The organism is Saccharopolyspora sp. MMCC62, assembly GCF_057736575.1.
Genome location: NZ_JBYKCM010000016.1, coordinates 58,885 through 74,477 on the forward strand (window position 1 = coordinate 58,885; position 15,593 = coordinate 74,477).

Annotated in this window: 16 protein-coding genes; 7 read left to right on the forward strand and 9 right to left on the reverse strand. The window is 72.2% G+C overall.

What is annotated here, in order from left to right; all coding sequences use genetic code 11:
- Nucleotides 1–96: 96 nt before the first annotated feature.
- Both AC29IT_RS27320 and AC29IT_RS27325 read left to right on the forward strand, forming a co-directional pair.
- Complete coding sequence (locus AC29IT_RS27320) at nt 97–945, forward strand: helix-turn-helix domain-containing protein (RefSeq protein ID WP_358438436.1); 849 nt, start codon at nt 97–99, stop codon at nt 943–945.
- Nucleotides 946–1,137 carry a DUF397 domain-containing protein gene (locus AC29IT_RS27325; RefSeq protein ID WP_358438439.1) on the forward strand — a complete coding sequence of 64 codons (192 nt, stop codon included), beginning with the start codon at nt 946–948 and terminating at the stop codon, nt 1,135–1,137.
- Between the two features lie 204 nt (nt 1,138–1,341).
- Here AC29IT_RS27325 and AC29IT_RS27330 read toward each other — a convergent pair whose 3' ends face one another.
- Genes AC29IT_RS27330 through AC29IT_RS27340 form a run of 3 tightly spaced genes read right to left on the reverse strand, consistent with a single transcriptional unit; the run spans nt 1,342 to nt 4,941 of the window.
- Entirely contained in the window at nt 1,342–2,856 is a 1,515-nt protein-coding gene (locus AC29IT_RS27330; RefSeq protein WP_488220572.1) for a PH domain-containing protein, read from the reverse strand.
- Complete coding sequence (locus AC29IT_RS27335; RefSeq protein WP_488220573.1) at nt 2,853–3,368, reverse strand: PH domain-containing protein; 516 nt, start codon at nt 3,366–3,368, stop codon at nt 2,853–2,855. The genes AC29IT_RS27330 and AC29IT_RS27335 overlap by 4 nt, the downstream gene beginning before the upstream one ends.
- 46 nt (nt 3,369–3,414) lie before the next feature.
- Nucleotides 3,415–4,941: an ArnT family glycosyltransferase gene (locus AC29IT_RS27340; RefSeq protein WP_488220574.1), complete on the reverse strand. Its 1,527-nt coding sequence runs from the start codon at nt 4,939–4,941 to the stop codon at nt 3,415–3,417.
- A gap of 149 nt (nt 4,942–5,090) precedes the next feature.
- Here AC29IT_RS27340 and AC29IT_RS27345 point away from each other — a divergent pair, with 149 nt between their 5' ends.
- Entirely contained in the window at nt 5,091–6,338 is a 1,248-nt protein-coding gene (locus tag AC29IT_RS27345; protein WP_488220575.1) for a sensor histidine kinase, read from the forward strand.
- Between the two features lie 25 nt (nt 6,339–6,363).
- Nucleotides 6,364–7,017 (forward strand): response regulator, encoded by a 654-nt coding sequence (locus tag AC29IT_RS27350; protein WP_488220576.1) that lies wholly within the window; start codon nt 6,364–6,366, stop codon nt 7,015–7,017.
- A 91-nt stretch (nt 7,018–7,108) separates the two neighbouring features.
- Here AC29IT_RS27350 and AC29IT_RS27355 read toward each other — a convergent pair whose 3' ends face one another.
- From AC29IT_RS27355 to clpS, 6 genes are all read right to left on the reverse strand, one after another.
- Nucleotides 7,109–8,059 (reverse strand): PLP-dependent cysteine synthase family protein, encoded by a 951-nt coding sequence (locus tag AC29IT_RS27355; RefSeq protein WP_224959029.1) that lies wholly within the window; start codon nt 8,057–8,059, stop codon nt 7,109–7,111.
- A 32-nt stretch (nt 8,060–8,091) separates the two neighbouring features.
- On the reverse strand, nt 8,092–8,370 hold the full coding sequence (locus AC29IT_RS27360; protein WP_224959028.1) for a MoaD/ThiS family protein: 279 nt from the start codon (nt 8,368–8,370) through the stop codon (nt 8,092–8,094).
- Between the two features lie 83 nt (nt 8,371–8,453).
- Entirely contained in the window at nt 8,454–8,909 is a 456-nt protein-coding gene (locus AC29IT_RS27365; RefSeq protein WP_308011279.1) for a M67 family metallopeptidase, read from the reverse strand.
- A 93-nt stretch (nt 8,910–9,002) separates the two neighbouring features.
- A complete protein-coding gene (locus tag AC29IT_RS27370; RefSeq protein ID WP_488220577.1) occupies nt 9,003–10,040 on the reverse strand; it encodes a P1 family peptidase in 1,038 nt (345 codons plus the stop codon).
- Between the two features lie 260 nt (nt 10,041–10,300).
- Entirely contained in the window at nt 10,301–10,864 is a 564-nt protein-coding gene (locus AC29IT_RS27375) for a DUF2017 domain-containing protein (RefSeq protein ID WP_358438462.1), read from the reverse strand.
- A 4-nt stretch (nt 10,865–10,868) separates the two neighbouring features.
- On the reverse strand, nt 10,869–11,162 hold the full coding sequence (gene clpS, locus AC29IT_RS27380) for an ATP-dependent Clp protease adapter ClpS (RefSeq protein WP_184477241.1): 294 nt from the start codon (nt 11,160–11,162) through the stop codon (nt 10,869–10,871).
- 105 nt (nt 11,163–11,267) lie between these two features.
- Between clpS and AC29IT_RS27385 the strand changes: the two genes are divergently transcribed.
- The 3 genes from AC29IT_RS27385 (at nt 11,268) to AC29IT_RS27395 (ending at nt 15,391) form a co-directional block, all read left to right on the forward strand.
- Nucleotides 11,268–12,578, forward strand: coding sequence for a nicotinate phosphoribosyltransferase (locus tag AC29IT_RS27385; RefSeq protein WP_358438465.1), 1,311 nt, complete (start codon nt 11,268–11,270; stop codon nt 12,576–12,578).
- Nucleotides 12,575–13,153, forward strand: coding sequence for an isochorismatase family protein (locus AC29IT_RS27390; RefSeq protein WP_358438467.1), 579 nt, complete (start codon nt 12,575–12,577; stop codon nt 13,151–13,153). The genes AC29IT_RS27385 and AC29IT_RS27390 overlap by 4 nt, the downstream gene beginning before the upstream one ends.
- A 63-nt stretch (nt 13,154–13,216) precedes the next feature.
- The gene (locus AC29IT_RS27395) at nt 13,217–15,391 is read left to right on the forward strand and encodes an ATP-dependent DNA helicase (protein ID WP_488220578.1); all 2,175 of its coding nucleotides are present in this window, start codon (nt 13,217–13,219) and stop codon (nt 15,389–15,391) included.
- Nucleotides 15,392–15,593: the final 202 nt, after the last annotated feature.

The following is a 15,593-nucleotide window of genomic DNA, read 5'->3' on the forward strand; positions in this document are numbered from 1 at the left end:
GGTGCGGGCCCGGTGCGCGCCGCCGACACCGGGAAAAGGATGTCGGTTGGGTGACGCGATGGTGACGCTCGGTTCGCAGGGTGGACACTGATCGCCATGACAGTGAGTCCCACGGTGCGTCGCCGCCGCCTCGCCGCGGAGCTGCGCAGGCTCCGAGGACTGGCGGAGGTCACCCAGCAGCAGGCCGCCACCCACCTCGGTTGCACCCAGGCGAAGATAGGCAGATTCGAGACGGCCAAGCGCTCCCCATCGATCGGCGACGTCAGCGCGTTGCTGGACTTCTACGCGGTGAACGGCGCCGAACGCGAACAGTTGATCAACCTGGCTCGGGATGCCCGGAAACGCGGCTGGTGGCACTCCTACAGCGATGTGCTGCCCGAGTGGTACGAGACCTACGTCGGGCTGGAGGCCGAGGCCTCCTCGATGCACACCTGGGAATCCGAGGCGATCCCGGGCCTGCTGCAGACCGCGGAGTACGCGTACGCCATCACCAAGTCCACCTTGATCCGGGCCGACGAACCGGAGATCGGCCGCCGCGTCGAGCTGCGGATGCAGCGGCAGGACCGGATCACCGGATCGCAGCCGCTGGACCTGTGGGCGGTGATCGGCGAGACGGCGTTGCGCCGCGGCGTGGGCGGTTCGGCGGTATTGCGCCGCCAATTGGAGCACTTACTCGCTTTGGCGGAACTCCCGAACGTGACTCTGCAGGTCATGCCGCTGGACGCCGGAGCGCATCCCGCGCAGGCAGGGCCATTCGTCATCCTGCGCTACTCCAATCACGTCGATCCGGATGTGGTCTATCTCGAAACCCACGTGGGAGGCCTGTATCTCGAACGGGATAACGAGCTGTCCAAATACGTGACGATGATGGACCATCTACGCGCACACGCGATCGACCCGGAAGGGTCCATTCAAGTGATTCACGAGCGCATAGGAGAGCTGTAGATGGAATACCTCACGGGTTGGCGGACCAGCACCCGGAGCACGCACCAGGGACAATGCGTGGAGGTCGGGTTCGGGGTCGCGCGCGTCGGCGTGCGCGACACGAAGGACCGACCGGGTGGCTACTTCGTCGTCGATCCCGCGCGGTGGACGGACTTCCTCGGAGGTCTCAAGCGCGGAGCTTTCGACCGCTGACCCTCGCTCCACCACGCCCGGTGGCCGCGCTGCCCCGGGCGTGAGAACGAACCGAAGAACCGAGCGGGTCGCTGGATCCGCGCCCGCTCGGCTCCGATTCTCGAACTCGGATTAATCTGTTTATTGATCACCGCGTTTCCGCGGGCCACGGCGCCTTCCTGCTATTCCCCGGATCACTGCGAAACGCATCTCACCCGAACGGTCCTACTCGTCGCGGGTATTAATCGGTGGCACCGGTTCGAGGAATGGGGCGAGCAGGCCCGGTACCGCGTCCTCGGCCAGTGCCAGCCCGTCACCGGCACGCACGTCGGGAACCGCGCACTGCCCGGTTCCCGCCGCCGTGGTGGCCACCACGTCCAGGAGCCCGGATCGGCGTTGGAACACCGACTGCTCGAAGCGCCAGCCGATGATCCCGTCCCGGCGCAGCGCGACGGTCCGGCGCAGCGCGGTGCCGCGCCTGCTCACCAGGTAGGCGCCGTGCAGCCGGTGCCCGAGGTTGCGGTAGGCGTCGATGCCGAACGCGATCCCGAGCAGCGCCGCCGACGGCACCACGGTCACCGCCAGGCCGATCGGAATCCATCCGAGCACCGCGGACACGACCGCGACGACGGCGAACGGCAGCGCCACCAGCAGCCCCCAGGTGATTCGCCGGCGCAGCGCGGCGGACGGGTGCGTGGTGAACCCGTCGACGGGGAAGCTCTCCTCCCGCAGCACCGCGGCGGCGACGCGGCGGGCCTGCGCGCGCGGCGCGGGCGGCAGCAACGTCTTCGCGTCCGGTTGCTTTCCCCCGGCTTCGTCGCTGAGCCCGGTGGCGACCGCGTGCGTGCGGGCACCGCCGACCCAGCGCAGCAGCAGCGGTTCGGACAGCTCCACGCCGCGCAACCGGCTCTCCTCCAAGGAGATCGACCGCTGGGTGAGCAGTCCGCGCCGCACCCGCAGCGTTCCGGCCGGTTCGCGAGTGAGGGTGAAGCCCCACCACAGCTCCAACGACAGCAGCAACGAGCCGAGCACCCCGATCAGCACGACCACCAACGCCGGGACGACGATGGCCAGCCAGAGCGGAACGGCCTGGAGCTCCTCCCCGACGACCCGGTACACCCCGAACTTGACCAGCAGTTCGGAGAACGAGCCGACGGTCGAGGCGATCGCGCCCCAGACGGCGAGGATCAGCGACATCGTGGCCCCGGAGTACAGCAGCCACGCCGGGCGCAACCGGGCCAGCACCCCTCCCCGGGGCTCCTCCGCCACCCCCTCCGGAGATTCGTCCGAAGTGGACTCGCGGAGCAGCAGCGCGGCCCGGAGGCGTTCCGCGTCGGGCCGGGCCAGCGCGTCCAACTTCAGCTCGCCATCGCCCTGCGCTCCGGTACCGATCTTCACCACGGACAGCCCGAACACCCGGTGCATCGGGTCGGCGGTGAGGTCGACGCTGCGGATGCGGTCGCGTGGCAGCGAGCGGTGGCTGCGGGACAGCACGCCCTTGCGCAGTTCCACCCGCTCCTCGCCGACCCGGTAGGAGCCGAACCACCAGTCCAGTCCGGTGCTCACGGCGATCAGCACCGCGCAGGCGGCCCAGATCCCCGCCGTGGCCGCGACGCCGCCGGGTTTCGTCCCGGCGACGAGCATCACCGCGAGGGTGGGCACCAGCGGCAGCAGCGCCAGGACCACCGGCACCAGCACGACCCGGCCGTCGAGCCGCCGCCAGTCCGTCGGCGCGCTCATGTCGCATCTCCCGGCGCCGCCTGGGTCGTCGCGGTGAGCCGCTCCACGAGCTCGGCGGCGACCTGGTGGTCCAACCCGTCGATCCGCAGCGGACCCGCGGCGGACGCGGTGGTGACCGTGACGCTGGCGAGCCCGAACGCGCGCTGCAGCGGGCCGCGCACCGTGTCGACGGTCTGGATCCGCGACATCGGCGCCACCCGCCACTCCTGCCGCAGCCAGCCCGCAGCGGTGTACACGGCGTCCTCGGTGTTCTCCCAGCGGTGCACCCGGTAGCGCCACTGCGGCATCACGAGCAGGTAGGGAATGCCGAGGACGGCCACGACGGCGAGCCCGAGCAGCAGCCAGGGTCGGGCGGGGGCGATCAGCACGGCGAGCACGGCGAGCACCACCACCGGTGGCACGACGAGGCTCGCCGCCTGCGCGGACCACCAGCCGATGGCGCGGTGCTCCACCCGGTGCCGGGGTGGCCGCAGCCGGACCTGCCCGGCGGATTGACTGTCTTCTGTGGACACGAGGTGTTCTCCGATTTCAGTGGTGCGGCCCGGTTCCCGGCGGGCCTTACTTCAAGCTCCGGACCTGTTCCCACAGCTGCGGCCACGGCTCCCGGCGGCCGGTGAACGACCACAGCGGGGTTCCGCCACCCTCGATGCGGCGCACCTCGGCGAAGTGCGGCCGCCACGGTTCCGGGTCCTCGCCGACGAACAGCACGGCGTCCGCGCTCTCGTCCGGCGTCCCGAAGTAGCCGTAACCGCGGTGCGCGCTGTGCGCCGGTGGCAGCCCGAACTCGTCGGTGTGCGCCTCCAGCATCGCAGCGAGGATGTAGCTCTCCCCCACCACCGCCGTGTGCTCCCGCTGCTGGGCGGGCAGCTGCCGGTACGCGGTGGCGACCTCCTGGGCGAGGGCCCGGTCGGCGGGCACGCCGAACGCGGTGGCCAGCAGCGAGGACATCACCACGACGGCGCCGGCGGCGAGCACCGACAGCACCCCGGCCGGCCACACGAGCCACGCCGCGCGGCGACCGCCGGCCGCGGCCCGCGCCTCCCGGCGTCGTTGGAAGGCGACCGCACCGGCCGCGAGCAGCACGCCGTACATGCCGACGACGTAGTAGGGCCGTCCGCTGGTGGCGATGTAGAAGACGTACTGCGCGACGGCCGCGGCCGCGATGAACCGGTACGGGCGGAACTCGGCGGCGGTGAACATCCGCGCCACGCCGTAGGCGCAGAGCGGGACGCCGAGGATCCCCGCGTACAGCACCATCGAGATGGCTGCGCCACTCCGGCCGCCGCTGAGGATCGGCGTTTCGGCCTGCACCACCTCGCTCATCGCCAGCTGCGGCCACCCGTGCACGGCCTGCCAGATCAGCGTCGGTGCCGCGATGACCAGTGCGATCCCGACGCACCCCCAGAACATCGGGCGCCGCAGCAGGTCACGCGGTCCGAACACCAGCAGGCCGAGCAGCAGCGCCGCGCAGAGCACGGCGACGTGCACCTTCACCTGCATCGTCCCGCCGATGACGACGCCGAGGGCGAGCAAAAGCCGGTCGTCGGCCCGCCCGGCCGCGTGCTGCCTGCACCAGCGCACCAGCAGCAGGCACAGCAACATCCACAGCGGCACCTCCAGCGTGTACGGGGTGATCCAGTGCGCGACCAGCGAGGTCCACAGCCCGGTCGCGAACCCGAGCCCGGTGAGCACCTGGCTGCGCCGGTCGCCGCCGAGCTCCCGCGCCAGCAGCCCGGCCAGCAGCACGCCGCTCGCCGAGATGAGCACCGCGGGCAGCCGCAGCACGATCATGGAACCGGGGGCGAGCCATCCCATCGCGCCGGCCAGCAGCGGCGCCAGCGGTGGCTGGTCCACGTACCCCCAGTCCAGGTGGTACCGGCCCGCGGCCAGCATGTAGACCTCGTCGATCCAGTAGCCGCCGAACGCCCCCACCCCGAGGTGGACGACGGCGAAGGCGGCCGCGATGAGCAGCAGCGGGCGGCGGGCGAACGCGGGCGGTCCCGCGGTGGTGGTCGGCGGCGCCGCGGTGGCGCGCACGTCGGTCTGCATGGTCTCCCCCAGGAGGCGTCCGTGATCGATGCCCATTCCACTCCACCCGGAGCGACCGGCGCGACGGATTTCGGTCGGTTCCTGCTGTGACGGAAGTCGTGCGCAGGTGCGACTTCCGTAGGTTCGCGGCCGACGGCGGGATGGATTCGGGCGGTCCGCCCGAGATCCGCGGCTACGGTGTGGCTGTGCAACGCCCGCTGTGGCGACACCTCTGGGACACCCCGCGCGATGCGGTGTTCGACGTGGTGCTGGTCGCCGTCCTGTTCCCGCTCGGCCCGATCCTGGCCGTGTTCTTCCCGCCGGACGTGCCGCCGCAGGACTTCCGGTGGCTCGGCGGGGAGTGGGTCGCGCAGGTGGTGCTCAACCTGTTCACGCTGGGCCTGCTGGTGCGGCGCCGCTACCCGGTGGTGCTGCTGGCGATCGCGCTGGTGATGATGCTGGTGCACCTCGCCGCGGTGAGCACGGGGACCGGGGCGCTGTTCGCGATCAACCAGCACTCCGATCCGTGGATGCCCGGGGAACTGCCGTTCCTCACCTACGCGTTCGCCGCGTTCGAGACCCGGGCCCGGTGGCGCGCCACCGGCTGGGTGCTGGTCGCCGCGGTGGTGTTCACGGCGCTGCGGCCGTGGACGAACCCGGACGGCGAGACGTTGAACAACGCGGTCTGGGTGACGGCGTTCCCGGCGCTGCTCGGGCTGTGGACCGGCGCGCGGCGGCGACTGGTGGCGGCGCTGCGGGACCGGGCGGAGCGGGCCGAGCGCGAGCAGCACCTGCTGGCCGAGCAGGTGCGCACCGAGGAGCGGGCGAAGCTGGCCTCCGAGATGCACGACGTGGTCACGCACCGGGTGAGCCTGATGGTGCTGCAGGCGGGCGCGCTGGGGGTGACCGCGCAGGACGCGGCGACCCGGCAGGCCGCCGAGGAGCTGCGCGCGGGCGGCTGCCAGGCGCTGGACGAGCTGCGGGACTTCCTCGGCGTGCTGCGCTCCGGCGAGGGGCGACCGGACGTGGTCGCCGAGTCGGCGCTGCCCGACCTGTCCGGGCTGATCGCCGAATCGGAGTCGGTGGGCGTCCTGGTGCGGCTCACCGAGCTCGGCGAGTCGACCGCGGTGTCCCCGTCGGTGGGCCGCACCGCCTACCGCGTGGTGCAGGAGGCGCTGACCAACGTGCACAAGCACGCGCCGGGCAGCGAAGTGCTGGTGCACGTGGAGTACGACGCGGACCGGGTGCGGCTGGCGGTGCGCAACACGCGCCCCGATCCCGCGGGCGGGAGCGAACTCGCCGCCAGCGGTTCCGGGACGGGGCTGCGGGGGCTGCGGCAGCGGGTGGAACTCGTCGGCGGGACCTTCCGGTCCGGCCGAACCGGGGACGGCGGGTTCGAGGTCGGTGCCATACTCCCCGGGTACGTGCCCACGGCCGAAGCCGAATCGGGCTAGGCGCGCGGTGAACGGGGTTTCCGTGGTGAGCGAGACGATCCGCGTCGTCGTGGTCGACGACGAGCCGATGGTGTGCGCGCACCTGCGCACCATCCTGGGTTCGGCGCCGGACGTCGAGGTCGTGGACGACGCGCAGGACGGTGCCGCGGCGGTGGAGGCCGTGGTGCGGCACCGGCCGCACGTGGTGCTGATGGACCTGCGGATGCCGGGCGTGGACGGGTTGACCGCGACGGAACGCATCGCGCGGCTGCCCGAGGCGCCCGCGGTGGTGGTGCTGACGACGTTCGACGCGGACCAGCACGTCCTGCGGGCGCTGCGGGCCGGGGCGTCCGGCTTCCTGGTGAAGTCGACTCCGCCCGAGGACCTGATCGGCCTGGTGCGGGTCGCCGCGGACGGGCACACCGTGTTGTCCCCGCAGGCGGCGAAGCGCCTGGTCGCTGCCTCGGACGGGTCCGGGCGGCAGCGGGCGCAGGCTGCGATCCGCGAACTCACCGACCGGGAGCGGGAGGTGCTGGCGGGGATCGGCGACGGCCTGTCCAACGCGCAGATCGGCGAACGCCTCTTCCTGTCGGAGGCGACGGTGAAGGGCTACGTGTCCCGGACCTTGGTGAAGCTGGAGTGCGCGAACCGGGTGCAGGCCGGGTTGATCGCCCACGAAGCGGGCTTGACCGAACGCTGACCGCCGGTCCGCGCACCAGCCGCGGTACCGCCCCGGGAACGGCGGAAGGCCCACCCGAGGCGTGCTCGGATGGGCCTTCCGCGCGCCGGGCTCAGGCCCAGAGCTGTCCGTCGAGGCGTTGTGCGGCCTCGTCGAGGGTGCCGCCGTAGGCGCCGGTGGACAGGTACTTCCACCCGGCGTCGGCGACGACGAAGACGATGTCCGCCGATTCCCCGGCGGCGGCGATCTTCTCGCCGATGGTGAGCGCCGCGTGCACCACACCGCCGGTGGAGATCCCCGCGAAGATCCCTTCCGACTCCAGCAGCTGCCGGGTGCGCCGCAGCGCGTCGTAGGAACCGACGGAGAACCGCCGGGACAGCACGTCCGGGTCGTAGAGCTCCGGCACGAAGCCCTCGTCGAGGTTGCGCAGCCCGTACACGAGTTCGCCGTAGCGCGGTTCGGCCGCGACGATCTGCACGCCCGGTTTCTGCTCCCGCAGGTACCGGCCCACGCCGACGAGGGTGCCGGTGGTGCCCAGCCCCGCGACGAAGTGCGTGATGCCCGGCATGTCCCGCAGGATCTCCGGCCCGGTTCCCCGGTAGTGCGCGTCGGCGTTCGCGGAGTTGCCGTACTGGTAGAGCATCACCCAGTCCGGGTTCTGCTCGGCCAGCTCCTTGGCGACCGCGACCGCCTGGTTGGAGCCGCCCGCCGCGGGTGAGGACACGATGCGGGCGCCGAAGGCCTGCAGGATCTGCCTGCGCTCCTCGGAGGTGTTCTCCGGCATCACGCACACCAGGCCGTAGCCCTTGAGCTTCGCGGCCATCGCCAGCGAGATGCCGGTGTTGCCGGAGGTGGGCTCCAGGATGGTGCAGCCGGTGGTGAGCCTGCCTTCCTTCTCCGCCGCTTCGATCATGGACAGCGCGGCGCGGTCCTTGATCGAACCGGTCGGGTTCCGGTCTTCCAGCTTCGCCCAGAGCCGCACGTCGGCGGCGGGCGAGAGGTTCGGCAAGCCCACCAGCGGGGTGTCACCGAGCGCGTCGAGCAGCGAGTCGTAGCGGGCCACGACGAGCCTCCAGTCTCAGCGGCGGTGGGAGATCAGCGCATGCCGCCGGCGACGGCGGGCAGGATCGTCACGTTGTCGCCGTCGGCCACGCTGGCCTCCAGGCCACCGGCGAAGCGCACGTCCTCGTCGTTGACGTAGACGTTGACGAAGCGGTGCAGCGAGCCTTCCTTGACCAGCCGGTCCTTGAGGCCGCCGTGCTTGCTGTCGAGGTCGTTGATGACCTCGGCGACGGTGCTGCCGCTGGCCTCGACGGACTTCTGCCCGTCGGTGTGGCTGCGCAGGATGGTGGGGATCGAGACCTTGATTGCCATGATGGGAACCTCCCTGTCCACGAGGACTACTGAACGGAACTTGCGCACGCCGAAACCCGCCGCGGCGGGGCGGCGGGTGCGGCTCAGCCCTGGTCGGGCACCTCGTCGGCGCCGGTGTGGGCGAACATGTACGACTCCACGATCTGCACCGGTTCCTCGGTCACCACGCCGTCGAGGATCCGGTAGGAGCGCAGTTCGTGGGTCTCCGGGTCCCTGGTGGACACGAGGACGTAGTGCGCGTTGGGCTCCGAGGCGTACGAGACGTCGGTGCGCGACGGGTACGCCTCGGTCGCGGTGTGCGAGTGGTAGATGACGACGGGCTCCTCGTCGGCCTCGTCCATCCCCCGCCACACCTTGAGCTGCTCGCCGGAGTCGAACCGGTAGAACGTCGGCGAACGCTCCGCGTTGATCATCTCGATGAGCCGCTCGGGGCGGTCCGACCCGTCGGGACCGGCGATGACGCCGCACGCCTCGTCCGGGTGGTCCCGTCGAGCGTGCGCGACCATCGCGTCCACGAGGTCACGTCGAATCACCAGCACAGGCACCATCCTACTAAGTGGGGCACCGGTGTCCAACATGCGGAATTCCGCTGTCCGGTGCCGTTTGCGGGATCAACGTCCGCCCACGATGGTTCATTCCCGCGCCGAGGGGTAGAGGCTCGTGTACGACGTCACCTCGCCGACGGGTTCGGCGGCGAGCACGGCCTGCACGATCGCCCGGCGGACCACGCCCGCGGCGACGGCGCACACCTCGTCGAGCACCGGAACCCACTGCGCACCCGGCTCGCGTTCGCCGGTGGCGAGCGCGAACACCGTGTCGCCGTCGGCGAGGGAGTGCGCGGGCCGGATCGCGCGGGCGAGGCCGTCGTGGGCGGCGACGGCGATCCGCTTGCAGTGCGCCTTGGTGAGCGCGAGGTCGACGGCGACGACGCCGATGGTGGTGTTCAAGGGGCGGGATGCGGTGCCGTGCCTGCTGGGACGCCCGGCGGCGGGGCCGGTGCGGGCGCGGGCGGCGACGACCTCGGCTTCGGCGGGGGCGCGCAGACCGGGGTGCCCGTCCCAGGGCAGGCCGGTGCCCGGGTCGATCACGGCGCCGAGGGAGTTCACCGCGAACAGGGCGCCGACGGTGACGTCGATGCCGAGCGCGGCGCTGTGGAAGACCTCGCTCGCGGTGCCGATGCCGCCCTTGAGCGAGCCCGCGACGGCGCCGGTGCCCGCGCCGACGTTGCCCTCGCGGCGCTCCTCGGCGGTGGCGGCGTCGCAGGCGAGGCGGCCGAACTCGGCATCCGGCCGGTTGCCCCAGTCCCCCATCGGCAGGTCGAACAGGACGGCGGCGGGCACCACCGGCACCACTTCGCGGGCGTGCTCGCCGACGCGGAAGCCGTAGCCGCGGTCGCCGAGCCAGCTCATCGCGCCGTCGGCGGCGGCGAGCCCGTAGGCACTGCCGCCGGTGAGCACCACGCCGTGGGCCTGCGAGACCAGGTGCGTCGGTTCCAGCACGTCGGTCTCGCGGGTGCCGGGGCCGCCGCCGCGCACGTCCACCGCGGCGGTCGCGCCGCCGGGGGTGAGCACCACGCTCGTCCCGGTGGCCCACCGCTCGTCCAGCCGCTGGTGGTGCCCGACGAGCACCCCGCCCACGTCCACGATCGAATCCCGCGTCCCGGCAGCCATCCCCCCATCCTGCCGCAGGGAGCGGCCCCGAAAACCGAGACCGAGCAACCCGCCGCCCGATCTACCTCTTGTCAGCGGCAAAGCCGCTGAGCAGCGACCACCAAAGCAAAAGGACCACCCGCGGGTTCTCAGCCGCCTTCTCGCGAGGACAGCTTTTTCCCTCGTGGCGGAGCCACTCGGGAAAAAGATCCCGCAGCGAGAAGGCGGCTGAGGTTCCGCCACCCCACCCGAAAATCAGGCTGGGGAACGAAGAACCCCCCTCAAGAAGAGACCGCGTCGACCAGGCTGTCCTGGACCCAGGTGAGCCACTGGTACACCCCGAGGTGCTCCCGCCGCAGGTCGTCCTCCGGGGGTTCTTCCGGCATCTCGTCCTGCACGTCGAGGGCGGTGCCGAGGGCGAGGCGCACGTCGTTGAGCGCCGCCATCCAGTTGTCGGCCTGCTCGCCGCTGAGCACGACCCGGCCGCCTTCGCGGGGGCAGGTGTCGAGGACGACGGCGGCGACGCCGGTCTTCACGTCGAGCAGTTCGGGTTCGTAGAGGGAGCGCATGGCGCCCGCGGCTTCGGGCTGCTCTTCGTCGGTCTCCCCGGTCTCGGGGTCCCGCCGGTAGAAGTCGGGCAGCAGCCGCCCGAGCACCCGGTCTTCGGGCGGGGTGGAGGGGCCGGTGCGGATGCCGGTGAGTTCGGCCAGCTCGTCCTGCGGCGTCTCGTCGGCGCGCGCGGTGAGCATGTCCTTGATCTGGCCGACGAGCCCGCGGATCACGGCCGCTTCCTGCTGGGAGAGCTCGGCGACGACGTGCCCGTTCTTGCGAGTCCAGCCGTTCACGTGATCACGAGTCTTTCTGCATCGTGGCCCACAGGCCTGCGGCGTGCAGTTTCGCGACGTCGCCCTCGACCTTCTCCTTGGCGCCCGAGGACACGGCGGCCCGGCCCTTGTTGTGGACGTCGAGCATGAGCTTGGTCGCGTGGTCCCGGCTGTAACCGAAGATCTTCTGCAGAACGTAGGTCACGTAGGACATCAGGTTCACCGGGTCGTTCCAGACCACGGTGACCCACGGCTTGTCCTCGTCGCCGAGTTCAGCCGGTTCCAGTTGCGCGCGCTCCAGTTCAGCGGGCGAGGTCATGTCCCCATGTTCGCACGCGGGCACGGAGCGCATGTCGACCGCACGGTCAATTCGGGCACGACCTGCGGAGGGGGCGGGCGGCCGCGGGCACGTAACCTCTGATCCATGACGGCTGCTGCCAGTACCGCGTTGCGCACTGATCATTACGAGCTGACCATGCTGGCCAGCGCCTTGCGGGATGGGACCGCGGAGCGCCGGTGCGTGTTCGAGGCGTTCACCCGGCGGTTGCCGGACGGCCGCCGCTACGGCGTGGTCGGCGGCACGGAGCGGGTGCTGGAGGCGATCGAGAACTTCCGCTTCGACGAAGCCGAGCTGGAACGCCTTGCCGAGGATCATGTGGTCGATGAGACCACCCTCGCGTGGTTGCGCGACTACCGGTTCCGCGGCGACGTGGACGGCTACCCGGAAGGGGAGCTGTACTTCCCGGGATCGCCGCTGCTGACGGTGCGCGGCACGTTCGCCGAGGCGGTGATCCTGGAGACCGTCATCCTGTCGATCATGAACCACGACAGCGCGATCGCCGCGGCGGCCGCGCGGATGGTGTCGGCGGCCAACGGCAGGCGGATCATCGAGATGGGCTCGCGCCGCACCCACGAGGAGTCGGCGGTCGCCGCGGCCCGCGCCGCCTACCTGGCCGGGTTCACCGCGACCTCGAACCTGGAGGCGGGCCGCCGCTACCGGATCCCGACGGCGGGCACCTCGGCGCACTCGTTCACGTTGCTGCACGACTCCGAGCGTGCCGCGTTCGAGTCGCAGATCGCCGCACTTGGCGCGGACACGACACTGCTGGTGGACACCTACGACATCTCGCGGGGCATCGCGACGGCCGTGGAGGTCGCCGGTCCGGGGCTCGGCGCCGTGCGCATCGACTCGGGCGATGTGGGCGTGCTGGCGCGGCAGGCGCGGGAGCAGCTGGACTCGCTGGGGGCGACGGGCACCCGGATCGTGGTGTCGGGTGATCTGGACGAGTACGCGATCGCCTCGCTGCGCGCGGAACCGGTGGACGGCTACGGGGTCGGGACTTCGCTGGTGACCGGTTCGGGGGCGCCGACGGCGGGCATGGTCTACAAGCTGACCGACGTGGAGGGGCGGCCGGTCGCGAAGCGCAGCACCCACAAGGAGTCCCGCGGCGGCACGAAGTCGGCGCTGCGCAGGCACAAGGACACCGGCACCGCGCTGGAGGAGGTCGTGTTCCGCACCGGCCGCGGTTTCGAGGACCCGAAGGCGGGCTCGCACGACCGGGTGGTGCCGATCCCGATGGTGCGCGGCGGGGAGCGCGTGGCGGACCTGCCGTCGCTGGAGGACGCGCGGGAACGCCTGCGGCACGCCCTGGTGAGCCTGCCGTGGGAGGGCCTGAAGCTCTCCAGCGGGGAACCGGCGATCCCGACGGTGTTCCAGTCGGAGGAGTCGGCGTGAGCGGCCCGGTGCGCGCGCTGCTGGTCGTGGACGTGCAGCTGGACTTCTGCGAGGGCGGCGCGCTGGGCGTGGCGGGCGGGGCCGCGGTGGCGGCGGCGATCTCCCGGTACCTGGCGGAGTCGGACTACGCGCACGTGGCCGCGACCCGCGACTACCACGTCGACCCGGGCGGGCACTTCAGCACGGAACCGGATTTCGTGCGGTCCTGGCCGGTGCACTGCGTGGCGGGCACGGCGGGCGCGGCGTTCCACCCGGAGCTGGAGGTGGGCCCGGTGCAGGCCGTGTTCTCGAAGGGGCGCTTCGACGACGGGTACTCGGGGTTCGAGGGCGTCGACGGTTCGGGCCAGGGCCTCGCCGAGTGGCTGACCGGGCGCGGGGTCACCGAGGTCGACGTGGTGGGCATCGCCACCGATCACTGCGTGCGGGCGACCGCGTTGGACGCGGCGGCGGCCGGGTTCGCGACGACGGTGCTGCTGGACCTGACGGCGGGCGTCGCGCGACCCACGGTCGATGCCGCGCTGGCGGAGCTGCGCGCCGCGGGGGTGCGCACCACCGGTTCCCCGGTCGTGGGGTGACGTCGGGACGCGCCCGGATGCACCCGCTCGGGGCGTCGGAGGTGGCCGGTAGCGTTGCCGGGCGTGCCAGGTTCTGTTCCGCAGTGGTCCGATCCGGACGTGTTCGCGCTCGACGACGATGACGAGCTCCCGCCCGAGATCGCCGCCGACCTGGCGTTGCAGGGGCCACCGGAACGCCGCAAGCAGCACCGGGACGAGCCGATCACGGCGAAACCGCCGGAGCAGATCCCGGACCTGGCGACGCTGCTGGGCTTGGCGGTGCACTCCGTCGGCGGCGCCGAACGCGAAGGCCAGTCGCGGATGGCGGCGGCCGTCGAGCACTCCATCTCCTCCGGCGAGCACCTCGCCGTGCAGGCCGGAACGGGCACCGGGAAGTCGCTGGCCTACCTGGTGCCCGCGATCCGGCACGCCGTCGCCGAAGCCACCACCGTGGTGATCTCGACGGCGACGATCGCGCTGCAGCGCCAGCTCGTCGACCGCGACCTGCCGCGGCTGTCGAAGGCGCTCGCCGACGCGCTCGGCAGGCCGCCGACGTTCGCGATCCTCAAGGGCCGCCGCAACTACCTGTGCCTGAACCGGATCCACGGCGGCGCGCCCGCCGAACCGGAAGAAGGCGCGCTGTTCGACCCGTTCGCCGCGTCCGCGCTGGAACGCCAGGTCAAGCGGGTCCGCGAATGGGCCACCGAGACCGAGACCGGGGACCGCGACGAGCTGGTTCCCGGCGTCACCGACCAGGCGTGGCGGCAGCTGTCGGTGACCGCGAAGGAATGCCTCGGCGTGCACCGCTGCCCCATCGGCACCGACTGCTTCGCCGAACGCGCCCGCGGTGAGGCGGGGCGCGCCGACGTCGTCGTCACCAACCACGCGCTGCTCGCCATCGACGCCCTCGACGACCGGCCGGTGCTGCCCGAGCACGACGTCGTCATGGTCGACGAGGCGCACGACCTCGTCGACCGGGTCACCTCCGCCGCCACCGGCGAGTTGTCCGCGAACCAGGCGAAGCTCGCCGCGCGCCGCTGCGGCCGCGCCATCGACCAGGGCATCGCCGACCGGCTCGACGAGGCCGCCGAAGGCCTGGAGATCGTCCTCGCCGACGCCCGGCCGCAGCGGATCGAGGAGATGCCGGAGGCGCTCGGCGGCGCGCTCACCGCGCTGCGCGACGCCGCCGCCGCGTGCACCACCGCGCTCGGGCCGGAGCACAAGGAGGATCCGGACGGCAGCAGCGCCCGCAAGCTCGCGCTCGCCGTCACCGAGGAGGTCCACGACAACGCGGTGCGGCTGCTCGACGCCTTCGACGAGCCGGAAGGGGAGCGCCGCGACGTCGTGTGGATCGCCGCCGAACCGAACCGGGCGCCCGCGGTGAAGGTCGCGCCGCTCGGCGTCGGCGGGCTGCTGCGGGAGCGGCTGTTCGGGCAGCGCACCACGGTGCTCACCTCGGCGACGCTGGCGCTCGGCGGGTCCTTCGACACCCTCGCCCGGCAGTGGGGGCTGCCGCCGGAGCGCAAGGCCTCCCCCGCGCCCGGCGCGGCCAGCGGCAAGGAGGTGCCCTCCGACTCCGGCGGGCCGAAGTGGACCGGGCTGGACGTGGGCTCGCCGTTCGAGCACCAGCGCAGCGGCATCCTCTACGTCGCCCGGCACCTGCCGCAGCCCGGGCGGGACGGGTTGCCGCCGGAGTACCTCGACGAGCTCACCGAACTCGTGGAGGCCGCCGGGGGCCGCACCCTCGGGTTGTTCTCCTCGATGCGGGCCGCGCGGCAGGCCGCCGAGGAGCTGCGCGGTCGGCTCGGCACGCCGGTGCTGTGCCAGGGCGAGGACAACACGGCGCAGCTCGTCGCCAAGTTCGCCGCCGATCCGGCGACCTCCCTGTTCGGGACGCTGTCGCTGTGGCAGGGGGTGGACGTGCCCGGTGATTCGCTGCAGCTCGTGGTGATGGACCGGATCCCGTTCCCCCGGCCGGACGACCCGCTGGCCTCGGCTCGGCAGAAGGCGGTGTCGGCGCACGGCGGCAACGGCTTCCTCACCGTGGCGGGCACGCACGCGGCGCTGCTGCTGGCGCAGGGGGCGGGGCGGCTGCTGCGGTCCTCGCACGACCGCGGGGTGATCGCGGTGCTCGACCCGCGGCTGGCCACGGCCCGCTACGGCGGGTTCCTGCGCGCCTCGCTGCCGCCGTTCTGGACGACGCACGACCCGCAGGTGGTGCGGGGCGCGCTGACGCGGTTGAACGCGGCGGCGGGCTGAGCTCGCGCGCTGCGGAGAACGGGGCGGGTGAACGGACCGTTCGTCCGAACCCGATGGACCAGCGGTCCGCTCACCCCGGCCGGGAGCGCGGAGTGAACGGACCGTTCGTCCCATCCCGTCGGACCAGCGGTCCGTTCACTCCGAAACGGGTTGTCGGGTGTCCACAATGTGGCGCAGGTCTTTCTGTCCCGGCCCCGCCTGC

Bases quoted from the DNA above. Each gene is read 5' to 3' on its own strand.
- AC29IT_RS27320 (WP_358438436.1), top strand. From the start codon at position 97: ATGACAGTGAGTCCCACGGTGCGTCGCCGCCGCCTCGCCGCGGAGCTG.
- AC29IT_RS27325 (WP_358438439.1), top strand. From the start codon at position 946: ATGGAATACCTCACGGGTTGGCGGACCAGCACCCGGAGCACGCACCAG.
- AC29IT_RS27330 (WP_488220572.1), bottom strand. From the start codon at position 2,856: ATGAGCGCGCCGACGGACTGGCGGCGGCTCGACGGCCGGGTCGTGCTG.
- AC29IT_RS27340 (WP_488220574.1), bottom strand. From the start codon at position 4,941: ATGGGCATCGATCACGGACGCCTCCTGGGGGAGACCATGCAGACCGAC.
- AC29IT_RS27360 (WP_224959028.1), bottom strand. From the start codon at position 8,370: ATGGCAATCAAGGTCTCGATCCCCACCATCCTGCGCAGCCACACCGAC.
- AC29IT_RS27370 (WP_488220577.1), bottom strand. From the start codon at position 10,040: ATGGCTGCCGGGACGCGGGATTCGATCGTGGACGTGGGCGGGGTGCTC.
- clpS (WP_184477241.1), bottom strand. From the start codon at position 11,162: ATGACCTCGCCCGCTGAACTGGAGCGCGCGCAACTGGAACCGGCTGAA.
- AC29IT_RS27385 (WP_358438465.1), top strand. From the start codon at position 11,268: ATGACGGCTGCTGCCAGTACCGCGTTGCGCACTGATCATTACGAGCTG.